The sequence below is a fragment of the Flavobacterium panacis genome, assembly GCF_024649945.1.
Classification (GTDB): Bacteria; Bacteroidota; Bacteroidia; order Flavobacteriales; family Flavobacteriaceae; genus Flavobacterium; species Flavobacterium panacis.
In genome coordinates this window covers 197,788-212,753 of record NZ_JANKMS010000004.1, presented here as the reverse complement: position 1 = coordinate 212,753, position 14,966 = coordinate 197,788, and the positions used below count along the sequence as shown (strand labels likewise).

Genomic DNA, 14,966 nt, shown 5'->3' with positions numbered 1-14,966 from the left:
ACATGGATTTTTTTGATTACTGTAGGATTTTTATATTAAATAACAATAATTTATATGTTTTTTGAATATTTAAGTTATAATCGTGGTGATTTTTTTTGCCACAGATTAAAAGGATTAATATGATTTTTTGTTTGTGAAAATGTTTAAAAAATCTTTGTTGAATCCCGAGTGTGATTTCTCCTTCATCGAAATGACAAGATTACGTCGTATTTGAACATAGCCCAAGGTTTCAACCTTGGGAACGCTCAGATTGGAAATACGTTGTGCACCCAAGGTTGAAACCTTGGACTATGTTTTTAATATTGGGCTTAAAATCTTTGTGGAATTACTTGTGGAATTACTTGTGGAAATTTGCTTCGCCTGTTCGCTATCGCTCGGGTCTCCTTTGTCGGAATGACAAGATTGTGTAAAAACTTGACAAAGATTCCATCTCAAATAAATTTGTGATAATTTGTGTAATTCGTGGCATAAGAAAAAATCCTCTAAATCATTATAATCTGTGGCAAAAAAAACTAATTAATAAGCTTACTCGGCGGGAAACCAAACTGTTTTTTAAAGCAACGACTGAAATACAATGGATCATTAAACCCAACTAAATCTGTTACTTCAGATACATTGTATTTTTTGGTTTTGAGCAGTTCTGCTGATTTTTTTAAACGAATCGTTCTGATAAATTCATTTGGTGCTAAATCGGTCAATTCTTTGATTTTTCGATATAATTTAGAAGAACTAACACCCAGTTTATCACAAAGAAAATCAGTTGAAAGATCAGCATCACTTAAATTATCATTGATTAAATTGGTAACTTTTTCCATAAATTCCTCATCAATTGGCGAATGAGTCAACATGCTGACTTTACTTTCTACTTCTCCGGAGAATTTTTGTTTGAGTTCCGATCTTGATTTGATCATGTTTTCAATTACCGTTTTAAGCAATAACGGCTCAAAAGGTTTCACCAAATAGCCGTCAGCGCCTGTGTCGTAACCTTTCACTTTATCCATATTTTCAGAAAGCGCCGTAAGCATTACGACTGGAATATGACTGATAAATTCATCATTTTTAAGCTGTCGGCAGAATTCCAATCCGTCCATAACTGGCATCATGACATCGGTAACACAGACAATCGGTTTAATTTGTCGGCAGATTCTCAGACCTTCTTCTCCATTTTCTGCATCATACACTTTGTAATAATCAGACAGGTAATCAACCAGATATTTTCTAAGTTCACTATTGTCTTCGATTACCAAGATTTTCTCTTTTAAATCGGTATTTTGAATAATTTTCTTTACCGTTTTTTCAGGAATCAACATACTCTGATTATCATTTTTCAAAGCGTATTCAAATACTTCTTTCATTTCGTAAGCAGAGCGGTCAATTGGAAGTTCCACTCTAAACGTACTTCCTTTTCCTTGTGTACTTTCTACCGAAATAGTTCCTTTATGAATGGCTACCAAAGATTTCACCAATGACAAACCAATTCCCGACCCCGTATTATTGGCTTTGCTGTTGGTTGCCTGATAAAAGCGTTTGAAGATTTTCTCCAAACTTTTTACCGGAATACCAATTCCGTCATCGGTTACTTCAATAACCAAAATATCTTCAACGGTATCTTTCAGTCTGATATCCAAATCAACATTTCCGTTTTTATTGGTAAATTTTAAAGCATTAGATAAAAGATTGTACAAAATCTTATCGTATTTATCATTGTCTAGCCAACCGTTTATTTCATCATCTTCGGTAATAAAATTGAGCTTAATCTTTTTATCATAAGCCATTTCCTTAAACGAATCAAAGATATTTTTGGAATACGACAGAATATCCGTTTTGGTTACTTTAAGTTTTAATTCACCAGATTGTGCTTTTCTAAAATCCAATACCTGATTTACCAGATTTAATAATCTACTGGCATTTTGATAAATTAGATTGTAACGGCTTTTTTCGTAATCGGTTGCATGACTATTTTCTTCCAGCAATTGTTTGGCAGGACCTAAAATCAGTGTTAAAGGCGTTCTTAATTCATGCGAAATATTCGTAAAGAAACGTAATTTCTCATTGTTCAATTTAATGTCGTGTTCTCTATTTACTTTCTCTGTAAGTAATTCTTGTTTTAAACGAATTCGGTTTTTGATTTCTTTTCTGATGAAATAGAAAATCCCAAACAAAATCGCAAAAAACATTAAAAACGAAGTTGGTGTAAGCCAAAATGGAGGCTGAATTTTTATTTTATACGAAACCGTTTTACTCCAATACCCATCACTGTTGCTTGATCTAATTTTGAACGTATAATTTCCTGGATAAAGGTTGGTATACTGCACAATTCTCGAGGTGCTATTTGCCGTAATCCAATGTTTATCAAAACCTTCTAGCATGTACTGAAACTTATTCAGCTTTTCGTTTGCAAAAGACGGAGCCGAAAACTGAAGCGAAAAGTTTCTATTTTTATGGCTTAATTCTATTTCATTTCCATAATTCAGGTCTTTTGAAAGCGGAATTTCCCCATTAATTTCCATTTCTGGAAAAACCTCTTCGTTCTGAATTTTAAATTCGGAAATAACAGGCAATGGCGACCAATTGTTTCTTTTCATTGCTGGTGGCGAAAAAGAAATAATTCCGTTTTTACCTCCAAGGAAAATATTCGAATTATTAAAATAAAAGAAACCGCTTGAGCTAAAAACATCCAATCTGTTACCGCTGTTTACATGGTAAATACTAATGTCTTTTAAATTCGATTTTACAAAAGCAATATTATTGTTGTTGATATTCAGCCAAAGATTTCCGTTTGCATCTGATAAAATATCAGTAATCCATTTTCCTGAAAGTTCTTTTAGATTTTTTACAGGCTCAAATTCATTCTTTTTTGGATTGAACAAACACAATCCAAAACGCGTTGAAGCCCAGATTTTTCCTTTCACATCTACCAAAACATCACTCACATTTTCATCATGAGGCACGCCTTTTTCTTTGATAAAAAGTGATGAATACGTTTCTATTTTTCCCGAATTGATATTGTATTTTACAACGCCTGTTTCTGTGGCAAACCAAACATTGTTTTTGGCATCTCTTTCGATTGCATTAATCTGAAAATCTGGTAAAAGTTTGTTTGAGGTTTCTACCTGAAGCGTTTTCGTATTTAGAATTACAGCCCCTTCTCCAAAGGAACCGACAATCATTTTGTCATCTGAAATTTTTCTAAAAGCAAAAACAGGCGATTTCTCAAATCCAGCATGAATTTCTCTAGAGGAATTATTCATGTAATTGTAAACCAGAATGTTTCCATCCCAAAGACCGCAATAAAAAATCCTGCCGTCATCAGAATAAATACTAGCGATATCTTTTCCCGTATTGTGTAACGGAGTTGAGCCTTTTATATTCGAAATATAAAGTCCGTTATGATAGGTCGCAACAATTACTTTTTCATCATAAGTTTTAGCAAAACCTCTAATCCTAGGAGCTTGATTACCAATAGATCTTGATATATCTTTGTTTAAAGTAAACTGATTTTCATAGGGATCGTATTTATCTAAACCGTCTTCGGTTCCAATCCATAATACGCCAGATTTATCAAAGTAGAGTGATGCAATTAAATTATCGACAAGCGAAGTATCATCAGACAAAATCGAATAATACCATTTGTAATTTCCTTTTTGAATGTCTTCTAGCTGATCGCAGACCAATAAACCACCTAAAGTTCCAACCCAATATTTCCCGTCAGGAGCTTGTGCAACAGATAGGAAATAAGGTCCTAAAGCACCTCTAACCTGTTTGTTATCAATATACAAATTAACAAACTGATTCGTCGTTTTATCCAATTTATACAATCCCTCACGACTTCCAATAAAAATATCCGACTTGGCATCTTCATAAATAAAGTTGATGTATGGATTTTTAATACTTGAATTTGGAACAGAAAGCGTATAGGTATTAATCCTTACAATTGCGCCTTTTGTGTCCATTGTAATTTTGGCTACACCTGACTTTTCATAGCTTCCCACCCAGACATTACCTTTTTTATCTTCAAAGATTTCTTTAACATAATCAAAACCTTTCAGCTGAATTTTGTTAAATTGGTTATCTTTCAGAGAAAATAAATAAACTCCTTTTGTTTTGGTTCCTACCCAAACCCTTTTGAATTTATCTACATGAACTGACCTAACTTCATCATCTGGAAGGCTGTTTGGATCGTCTTTTTTATGAAAAAAAGTAGTAAAAACATGCGTATCCATTTGGAAAAGAGTCAATCCTTTTCGGGTTCCAATCCACAACTGATTGGCTTTGTCGTCCAATTCTAAAGCGGTGATATCGTCGTTATATAATTTATTTTTTCCAGGCGTAGAACTCATATAGTTTTTGAACTGATAACCATCAAAACGGTTTAATCCAGAGAACGTTCCAAACCACATGAAACCTTTTTTATCCTGTACAATATGGCGTACCGAATTATGAGACAAGCCATTATTATCATTATAATGCGCAAATTTTATATTCTGTGAATACGAATTATAAAATACGGCAAATAACAAGAATACTATAAAGGATTTTTGGCTCATGTAAATAAATTATAAACGCAATTTAATCTTTTTGATTTAATAAATATCAAAATTATTTAACAGATAAATTATCAATCTTGTTTTTTTTCAGATTAATTTTAAAATGATCGGAAGGCTCACCGTTCATGGTTTTGTAGAATATTTCTGCCCATAAAACTAGTTTTGGATTATCTGACTTTTTTAACTGCTTGCAGATCAATTCGTACTGTTTCAATTTATTTTTTCCAATTTTTGAAAAAGCCAGTTCATCAGCACTTTTTAGGCGGTAAAAATCGAAAATCATATCAAAACCATTCCAAGACTCAAAATCAGAAAGCGTTAGAGAATTCTCTTTCAAATCTTTATCCACTTCTTGTGTGTTTTTATTTTTTTCCAACAAATCTATTCCTGAAAGATTTACGATTGACTTTAGGAAATCGGCTGGAAAATCTTCTGGCAAGAAGCGTAAACGCACCAATTCTTTGAGATGCCAATTGGTAAATTCTTCATAATCTTTAGCATTCAGAATTTCTTTTTCCCAAATGGTTGTGCTTTTAATGTCTTTCAAATGTGCATATTCCTCTTCATAAAAAGGAAACAAACTATTGAATTTCGCCACTTTACCCACAACAATAGTTTCTACTTCAAGTTCAGAAGGAGAATGAATCGTCAAAATTTTATAAGCCGGCATATATGCCGCAAGCGACGGCGTTTGAATATTAAAAAGCGTATTCCCTTTTTCAGTAGTTCGAACACCTGTGTCGTTGATATGCATGTGTCCGCCAAAATGAATTTGAATTCCAGCATCCGCAAATTGTTGCGCCACTTCTTCACTTGGAACTCTTTGCAATTGCATTTTATTGGCACCAAAAAGCTGTTTTAATTCTGGCGAAGCATCATCATTAAAGTCAACCATTGGATAATGACTAAAAGCAATCAGTACTTTTCCTTTTTGTTTCGCTTCAGCGGAAATCTTTTTGACCCAATTAATCAAATGACTTTTATAAATCAGAACGTTATTGTAACCTGTATTCGCTCCCGAAAAATCTTTTGGGTTATTCAGTTCGCCCGATAATTTCTCATTCGGAACATAGGCATTCGCATCAATTGCCAAAAGCCAGATTCCTTTTACAGGCTCAACCAAATAACTCGCATCGGGCAGATACAAATTGGTGTTTTTAATTACATACGTTCTTTTTTCTAAAGCAGATTCTTTTTGTGCTTTTTTAAAAGTATAATTCTGATACGTGTAGTCTGAAAATGGTGTTTCCCAATACAAATCGGTCTTTTTAGGAAAGAAACCAAAATCGCGCATTTCCTGAATTGTTTCTTTGTAACCCCAATTTTTTATATCGGCTGTAATAATAGGTTCTAGTTCGCTTTTGCTTTTATTGAAGTTGTTTGGAGAACTGCTGATAATTTGTTCTTTTCCGTCTTTTCCTAAAAAATCAGTTTTAACAGCATCTTGCGCAAAAGGTTTTACCACATCATGATTTCCTGTGGTGACAAAGAATGAAAGTCCGTATTTTTGAGAATATTCATTAAGAATTTTTCGTAAGCCGCGAACGTGAACGGGTTGTCCGTCGTCGCTGAAATCACCAGGAAGTACAACTTGCTTTATGCCTCTTTTTACAATATCGTTTAAAGCTTCTAAAAAAGCGAAATAGTTTTCATTGAAAATTCTCGTAGAATGCAACTGAGCATTCATCGTTCGAATATTCGCGTACTCGCCTGTTACAGGATTTGGAATTCCCTTGTAATCGTTATCTTCAAATTTGGCATAAATATCCTGTAAATGAGCATCGGCTATAAAAGCAATCTGAATTTCTTTTTTTGAAGTCCGCTGTGATTTGCAGGAATATAAAAAAAATAAAAGTACTAATATAGCCGATATTCTAAACATGTAATTTGTTTTTAATTTTATGATTATCCGTTATTTGTCCTATTTTTAAAAATAGAAAATCTGTAAAATCAGACGCGGATTAAAACGATTCGCTAACGCGAAGACGCGGATAAAAACGGATTTTTATTAATCTTTTTAAAAATATAAATAGATTATCCGTTTTTATCCGCGTCTTTACGAAGTAAATCCGTTTAATCCGCGTCCTTGTTTAAAGGATAATTCAATTATTTTTTAATAAATGCCTCCAATTTATCTAAAGTGTTCAATTCTGTTTCTCTTGCACATGAAGATAAAATGGTAGTCTCTAAGGTCTTGGCAGGTTTTGAAATCAATAAATATTGTGTTCCATCGTCTGTCGTTTTTTCATAATCTTTCGGATTATATTTAATTGCTGCTCCAACTTCAACAATTTCTGCTGCTACGTCTTCTGGGTGTTTTCCCCAAACTGCGATGTAATTAGCTCCTTTTTTGGTTGCGAAATCTTTAAAATAGTTGATTCCAGTTGCAAATTGTACTTTTTCTCCAGTTAAAGAAACTGCTTCTACTTTTGCATCTCTTTTACCTGAAGTTACAGTTACACGAACTAAAATATCTACTTTTTTTCCTTTGTAAGGAACACCTCTTGAAATCATTTCCATCCAAGAAGTATTTTCTGTTTTGCCCACACGAGCCAAACGATTTGTTACTGGATTTAACGGTACTAATTTTTCTCCGTCCCAAAGTTTTACACCTCCTAAACCTACGGTAGATGCTACTTTATAATAATCTGCTCCCCATCCTTCTTTTTGCTGTTCTGGTGTTGGGTACCAATTTGCTTTTTTTAATTCCAGACCTTGTTTTGCTTTATTGTACACATCGATAGCCACTTTATCACTGAAATAAATTCGCAAAGCCATCCATTCGTTTTCAACTGCTGGTCCGTGGTGTCCAATCGTTTTATATAAATCCCCTGATTCTGAGCCGATATCTGTTAAATAAGTAATTTTATCAGACTTCATATACAAACTAGTGTCTGTATTATTTTGTCCTAAACAAATGCCGCAAAAAAGCAAAGAGGCTACGATAGATAATTTCATAATTTTTAAATATTATAGGTTAGATGTAATTTCCGTAAATTTAAAAACAACTTTTATAATCTACCAAGAATTTCAATTTAATCTTAAGAAATTGTCATTTGATGATGAAAAGGCGTGAATCCAGTTATGTAAACATGTTCTCCATTGGTTCGTAAACTTCCCTGATGATAGGTATATTGCTCGCTTTCGAGGTTTTCAATATTAAAATGTTCACATTTTCCTGGGCCAAATTTTATGGAATCTCCTGCATCTGCAACTTCTCCGAAACCAGTTTTAAGAAAATAATTATTCTTTTCATTTGTTACTGCTCCGTTTACAATGCTTTTTTCGTTGAAACACATTTCGATTGTTACCTCAACATTTGGCGGACCATCTACTTTAAAATCTAAATTTAATGTTCCGTTATTTTCGGTAATTTCAATTACTGTAATTTGTTTTTTGACATTGCTTTTTGTTCTCGACTCAAAATCCATTTTGTTCCAAAATCTTCCATCGGCTGATTCTGATAATTTATAATCTCCATCTGATTTTCGATATGGAGCGGCAAGAGGCTGATAATAATCTGCTTCTTTGGTTTCTGTCAAAATATATTTGTTTCCTTCTTTTACGATTCCGTTACTGCTGAAATATCCCATTCTAAAAAAGGAAGTTGAAAGACGCATGTATTTTAAAATCGCCTCTCCTTTTCTGTACATTAAAAAATTTGGATTTGATGATCTTCCGGATACAATCTGAACTGGCTGATCATTTCCTCCAAATAAAGTAATGGAAGTTTTCTCTCTTCTGATTCTGGCTAAATTCGAAAGGACAAAAAACTTTTCGAAATCATTTGGAACATTGCTTTCAGTAGGAACTTGTTTCTGAAGCTCTTCATTTTCCATAAAAAAAGCTAACGAATCTGATAAAATATCACTTGTAAACTCTGGAAGTTTCTCAATCAGATTTACCATATAAACAAACATCGGATTATTGGTACAAATAGCTATGTAACGATATTGCCAGTAAAATTTAGTCACTTTCAAATCCATAAACTGATCTTGTCTTTTGGAATCGACCGTAACCAAATCGCCGTTTGTTTCGGTATAATAAAAATAAGTAATCAGGTTTTTGTTTACGATTTCCAGCAATTGCGGCCTTTTGAGCAATCTTGCCATCGTTATTAAAGCTTTATCTATTACAGCCGAATAAATGCCGCTTCGTTCTGCATAATGGCCGTCTTCGTTGTGATAAATTCCTTCTGCCAGCCATTCGTCAATTCGGTTTACATATCGAACATCTGGATAAAGTGAATTAATATTCGCTAAAGCGGCACAAATAACCCATCTGTGATTTGGCGTATGAACACCTCCTGTTATCATTGCTTCTCCTGCATTTAAAATAAATTTCTTTACTTTTTCACGAAGCACTGTCAGATTAGGCTGTTTACTTTTGTTCAATAAAGCTGCGGCTGGACATACATATTCTAAAATAAAGGCGGTATCGGGTGGAGATTGTCTGTTTCCTCCAGCATCTAACGTTCCGTCGCTGTATTGTTCTTTCAATAAAACGTCAATCGACTCATTTAGTTTTTCGACTAAAATTGGAGATTTATAATATACTGAACCAGAATTGCATAAGGAAGCTGCCATTACTGTGATAGAATTGGCAATGCCTCGAAAATTATTAATTCTAATAGTCGGATCCAATGACGGTTTGTTCAATATACTTTTGACCTTCGCATCATTGTTCAGGATTAGTTTTTTCATTAACTGAAGATCTTCTTTTGAGTTGATATCACTTGCAAAAAAATCATTTGCAAAAAGCGTATTGCTCATTAAAACACCTCCTAATGACAAACTGCTCAACCTGATAAATTCTCCACGGCTCATATGATGTTTCATGCTATTGTCTTTATTAATGAAAAAATATAACTCTTATTTGTCGACTACTTTTACCAATGTCGGATTAATTCCCAACGGATTTTTAATGATTTTACAGACCAACGGAAACTCTGGATTTTTTACAATCCACATTTCGGTTTCATCAATCTGAGCCTTTACATGCAATGCATCGACAGTTTTCCCCTCAATAGAAACTCCGTTTTTGTCTTCACTTTTATCCAAAACATAAGTTGTGTTATTGTAAACGAACGAACCCTTTTTTATCAAATCCTGATAAGCCGACTGCGAAATCATAAAGAATGTTTCTGTTGGTTTTAAGTTTATAACAGGTGCAGATTCTCCCTGATTAAAACTTAAATCATCTCCATTTTTGACAGCTTCTGAAAGCATAACGATTTTACTACTTACTCCTCTAGTTTCTAGTTTAAAAGCTAATGCATTGTTTGAAGTTTCAGCTGTCAGCTGTAAAGTTCTGGTTTGTCCGTGAAGTTTACAGACATAATGCAGTTCTGTATTATTCTTTAATGTCGGAATGTAATTCTGAGATATTCCCATTTGATAAAATGCAAAAAACAGGAATGCTGTGATTATATTTTTCATGTTTATCATTTTATTTTTTTATTTTTTTGGAGGTAAAATCGTTGTTCCCCAAGCTGAAGGTTTTGAATCCATTTCTAAAACCATTTCTCCGCCGTTCATAATATCATCGTGAGAAATCCAAGCTTTGTTGTAAGATTTTCCATTTAATGAAGCCGATTTTATATATCTGTTCTTCTCACTCATTTTCTTTGCTGTGATTTTGAAACTCTTACCGTTTTCCAACTTCATGGTACTTTCTGTAACCAAAGGCGTATTGATCAGATAATAAGGTTGTCCGGCATTCGGATACAATCCCATCATGTGGAACGCCAGCCACGAAGACATCGCTCCTGAATCGTCATTTCCTGGCAAACCTTCTCTTGAAGTATTGAAATTATTCTTGATAATCGTTCTGATTCTGTCACTGCTTAAATACGGTTTTCCAATCCAATGGTACAAACAAGGCGTTAAAAATGAAGGTTCGTTGGCAACATTAAATAAATCGTTGTCAAAGAAGATATTCAATCGTTTTTCGAAAGCTTTTTCCCCACCTGATTTTTTAATCAGTTCCGGAACATCATGTGGCAAACTAAATGAATATTCCCAAGAAGTTCCTTCGTAGAAAAACACGCACCAGTGGCATACATACCAAGGCGATTCGATAATAACCGGCGTGTATTTAAAAGTTGGTTTTTGGATTTTAGATTCTCCGAAAACTACATCATCAAGCCAGTTTCCGTCTTTGTCTTTCGGCATGATGAATCCTTTGGCTCCGTTGTTTTCATAATCTGGACGCCATAAATTCTGCCAGTTGTCGGCTTGTTTGATGTATCTTTCGTAAAGTTCTGTTTTTCCTAAACCTTTGGCTACCGTTGCAATATTATAATCGTTGTAAGCATAATCGATAGTTCGGTTTCCTGCACGGTCGGTGCCGTAGGGAACGTAGCCTAGTTTTAAGTAATCGATAAGTCCTCCTCTTCCCTCTTTTTCTTCGTTTCCTCCTGGAGGAACTTCTGCATCTTTAAGCATCGCTTGAAGCGCCAGTTCATAATCAATTCCTTTTAGTTTTTTCACAAAAGCATCGGCAATCACCACCTCAGCGTTGGATCCTCCCTGCGTTCTTCCGTTGTCATTACCGCTTCTGCCTTCTGGCATATATCCTTCACGTTTGTAGATATTCAGCATTGCATTGATTATTTCTACTTTTCGTTTGCTGTCAATCAATGTGATTAACGGACTTGAAGTTCTGAAGGTATCCCAAATCGTATAAAAATCATCATAATACGGCTCGTCATTAGTCCATAAAGGATTTTCTCCTGTTCGGTTCACGGGCATAATCATTGTATGATATAATCCTGTGTAGAACATTTTTCTGTATTCGTCCGAGGTGTCTTTAGAAAGCTGGATTCTGTTCAACAGATTTTCCCATTTGTTTTCTAAAGTCTTCAAAACTTCATTGAAATTCCAATGCGGGATTTCTATTTCTATATTGTTTTTGGCTTTTAGTTCGCTTAAGAATGAGATTCCAATTTTGACGTTCAGTTCTTCTTTTCCTGAGTTTCCAAAAGAAAGTAATGCTCCTGTTTTCTTTCCTGAATCAAACTGTGCTTTTTCAGTATAAAATTTTCCGTCTTTAAAAGTGACGAATTTGGCTATCGGCTGATCGAAAACCGCCCAGAAATAAACGGTGTAAGCACGACCATTATTCCAGCCACCGCGAATTCTGCTATAACCTCTAACTTCGGTATCTGAAACGATCTCAATCTGAGAACCTACAAATTGCTGCGCTTCTCTGGCATCTGGAATCTTTTCTTCGCCAAGGAAAAATCCTGGATCAATTTTTAATTCTTTTGATTTATTTTTTGGATAGGTTATTCTATAAAATGAAACTTTCTCGCCTGTCGTAATTTCGGTTTTAATCTTATTTTCCTTGAAAACCGTTTCATAATAACCCAATTTTACGTTTTCTTCTGCTCTGAAAGAAGTCTGGTCCATTTTGTCCAAAGCTCCCGAAAAAGGCATAATAGATATATTTCCGTATTTCGGACCTCCTCCTGTTCCGCTCACGTGAACCTGACTGAATCCTGTTACTTCTTTCGGCATTGGAAGCCAACCGCTATTTGGACTCACAGTACAATCTGGACTTGGTTTTACCATTCCGTAAGGACATGACGGACCAATAAAAACCCTGCCTACGCCTTCGGAACCAATCATTGGATCTACATATTGATGAACGGTTTGAGCGTTGATGAATATTGTAAACAAAAATGATATTCCTAAAAGTATTTTTTTACTGTATATTTTCATTACTTATGTATTTCTTTAAGAACTAAAAACTTTTTTTTGCCACAGATTTCACAGATTAAAAGGATTAGTTTCAATCTGAGTAAAAAATCATTTAAATCCTTTTAATCTGTGGCATAAAATTTTACTTCGACATTTCTAAAACTAATTCGCCTCCATTGGTAATTTCCTGATGCGACAGTGTGAAATTTTGTACTGCTTTGTTGTTGTATTTAATGTCTTTTATATACACATTTTCAGGACTATTATTATTGGCTTTGATAACGAATGTTTTTCCTGAATAATATTTCGGATTTAAGTCAATGGAGATTTTATTAAAAATCGGGCTTCCAATTTGATAGACAGCATCTTTGTCTGTTCCTCCATTCATTTGAAATAAACCTAATTTAAGCAAAACGTTTAAACTCCCCATTAATCCCTGATCTTCGTCGCCATTATAACCTGTTGCAGGCGATAATCCGCTGAAAGTTGCTTTTACTACATTTCTTGTCCAATATTGCGTTAGATCTGGTCTTCCTAATAATGTGAAAATATTCGAAGTTTGCATAGAAGGCTGATTTCCAAAATTGACTGGAATTCGGCTGAACTCTGGGTGTAATTCTGCATCGTGTGATGTACCAGAAGTATAATTTTGCTTTTTAGCGGTTTCAAACTGTTGATTTAATTTAGTAACTGCTTTTTCTTTTCCTCCCATTAAATCGGCCAAACCATCAATATCATGTGGCACAAACCAAGTTGATTGCGCTCCATTTGCTTCTATAAAACCGTTTTCATATTGGTACGGATCATAATTTTCACGCCATTTCCCTTCTACGTTTTTCGGACGCATCCATCCAATGGATTGATCAAAAACATTCTGATAATTTTTGGCTCTTTTCATGAAATAGTTATAATCTTCTTCGTGATTTAGTTTTTTAGCTAATTGCGCTAAAGTCCAATCCTGATAAGCATTTTCTAAAGTCTGACTGGCTCCGTCTTCGTGACTTCCAAAATTACCTTCTGGAAGCGGATACGGCACATAACCTTTCTCTAAATAATACTTTAATCCGCCACCAATATTGGTATTGTGTTCATAGCCCGCTTTTTCCATGATACCGCCTGGCATATGATTTTTTTTGAGCGCGATATAAATATCTTCCAAATTTTCTTTTACAATTCCTTTCTGAATGGCACTAACGATAAAAGGTGTGGTTGAAGCTCCCGTCATTACATACGTATCGTTCCCTCCTGAAGGTCCACGCGGAATGATTCCTCCGTCTTTGTAATATTGCATTAACGAATACACAAATTCCTCCATAATTTCTGGATAAACTAATCCCCAAAGATTATTGATCGTCCATTGCGCACCCCAAAAGGCATCTGAATTGTAATGGTTGAATTTTGGTTTTCCGTCTGCATTTAATGGCAAATGTCCCACCCTGAATTTGTCCCCTGTATTATCAGGATAGGCTCCATTTGCATCACTGATCGTTTTTCTCCCTTGCAGGGCATGCCATAGATCGGTGTAAAATCTTCTTTGATCGGTTGCTGTTCCTCCTTCAATTTTTATCCTTCCCAATAAATCGCTCCATTGTTTTTTGGAATCAGCCACTGTTTTATTGAAGTCCCAATCTGGTAATTCGGTTTGTATATTACTATTGGCATTCTCAACTGAAGTGTACGAAATACCAACTTTCATCAATATCGTTGGTGTTTTTTCATTAAAATAAACCAAATAATTACCTGTTGCATGATCTCTTTCTACAGAAGCAATCGGCTGTTTTGTTTTCACTTTAAAGAAAACAGTCAACGGTTTTGGACGTCTAAAATTAGTACTTAAAACTAATGATCCTGAAAGTTCGTAATCGCTAGTTTTTTCTAATTTCCCGTTGGTGTTTTCACAAGGTCCTAAAATCGTATTCAGATTAAAAAGAACTGCTTTTTGTGCCTTTGCTGGAAAAGTATACTTATGAAAACCAACTCGTGGTGTGCTGGTTAATTCTGTTTGTATTTGATACCTGTCTAATTTTAAAGAATGATATCCTGGCGTTATTACTTCTGTTTTATGACTGAATTTTGAATAAAAGTCTTTAAAAATTCCTGCTTTATTTTTTGCCGAAATTGTTACAGGCATAACCGATACACCCGACATCTGCCATTCGTGAACATGGCTAAAACCTTTAACGGTATCTGTGGTATATTTATATCCGCCTCCCCAATCACCTTTAATTTCAGTGTCGGGATTTAGATTTACCATTCCAAACGGACGACTTGCAGAAGAGAAGTAAAACCATCTTGAATTTTCAGTGTCCAACAACGGATAAACCAGATCTGAGATTTGCTTCTTTTGTACAGAAACAGCTTTCTGGGCGTTGCACGACACTAAAAAAATAAGCGTTAAACCTATTCCAATACGTCCTATTTTTAAGATTTTCTTTAATTCCATTTATTCTGTTTGTTGATGGGGGAATGGTTTTTAGACAGGATTGCGTTTGTATTGATTTATTGCTAAATCGAAAATATAAGTCAATAGGATTTAAGTGAGAATTACTTATTCTCAAATTGATAGAATGTTACAAAGCTTAATCTTTCCTTGCTTTATGAAACGGCATTCGATTAAGCTTTGTTCATTCAAAAATGAAACTGAACTGGTTATCATGAGCAACTAATCGACCAGTTTTCTTTTTAGTAAAAAAGGAGAAGAATTTTGACTCCCCTC

General features: G+C 34.6%; 7 protein-coding genes. All 7 read right to left on the bottom strand.

Features of this window, described 5'->3' with window-relative positions:
* Positions 1-512: 512 nt before the first annotated feature.
* Positions 513-4,547, bottom strand: coding sequence for a hybrid sensor histidine kinase/response regulator transcription factor (locus NQQ59_RS11015; RefSeq protein ID WP_144219186.1), 4,035 nt, complete (start codon positions 4,545-4,547; stop codon positions 513-515).
* A 52-nt stretch (positions 4,548-4,599) separates the two neighbouring features.
* Positions 4,600-6,429 (bottom strand): metallophosphoesterase, encoded by a 1,830-nt coding sequence (locus tag NQQ59_RS11010; RefSeq protein WP_144219185.1) that lies wholly within the window; start codon positions 6,427-6,429, stop codon positions 4,600-4,602.
* A 224-nt stretch (positions 6,430-6,653) separates the two neighbouring features.
* Positions 6,654-7,505 carry a DUF4861 family protein gene (locus NQQ59_RS11005; protein WP_144219184.1) on the bottom strand — a complete coding sequence of 284 codons (852 nt, stop codon included), beginning with the start codon at positions 7,503-7,505 and terminating at the stop codon, positions 6,654-6,656.
* Positions 7,506-7,588: 83 nt separating this feature from the next.
* Positions 7,589-9,385, bottom strand: a complete 1,797-nt coding sequence (locus NQQ59_RS11000; protein ID WP_144219183.1) for a hypothetical protein — start codon at positions 9,383-9,385, stop codon at positions 7,589-7,591.
* 33 nt (positions 9,386-9,418) lie between these two features.
* On the bottom strand, positions 9,419-9,985 hold the full coding sequence (locus NQQ59_RS10995) for a hypothetical protein (RefSeq protein WP_257698217.1): 567 nt from the start codon (positions 9,983-9,985) through the stop codon (positions 9,419-9,421).
* Between the two features lie 18 nt (positions 9,986-10,003).
* Positions 10,004-12,271 (bottom strand): GH92 family glycosyl hydrolase, encoded by a 2,268-nt coding sequence (locus NQQ59_RS10990; protein WP_144219181.1) that lies wholly within the window; start codon positions 12,269-12,271, stop codon positions 10,004-10,006.
* Positions 12,272-12,392: 121 nt separating this feature from the next.
* Positions 12,393-14,693 carry a GH92 family glycosyl hydrolase gene (locus NQQ59_RS10985; RefSeq protein WP_144219180.1) on the bottom strand — a complete coding sequence of 767 codons (2,301 nt, stop codon included), beginning with the start codon at positions 14,691-14,693 and terminating at the stop codon, positions 12,393-12,395.
* Positions 14,694-14,966: the final 273 nt, after the last annotated feature.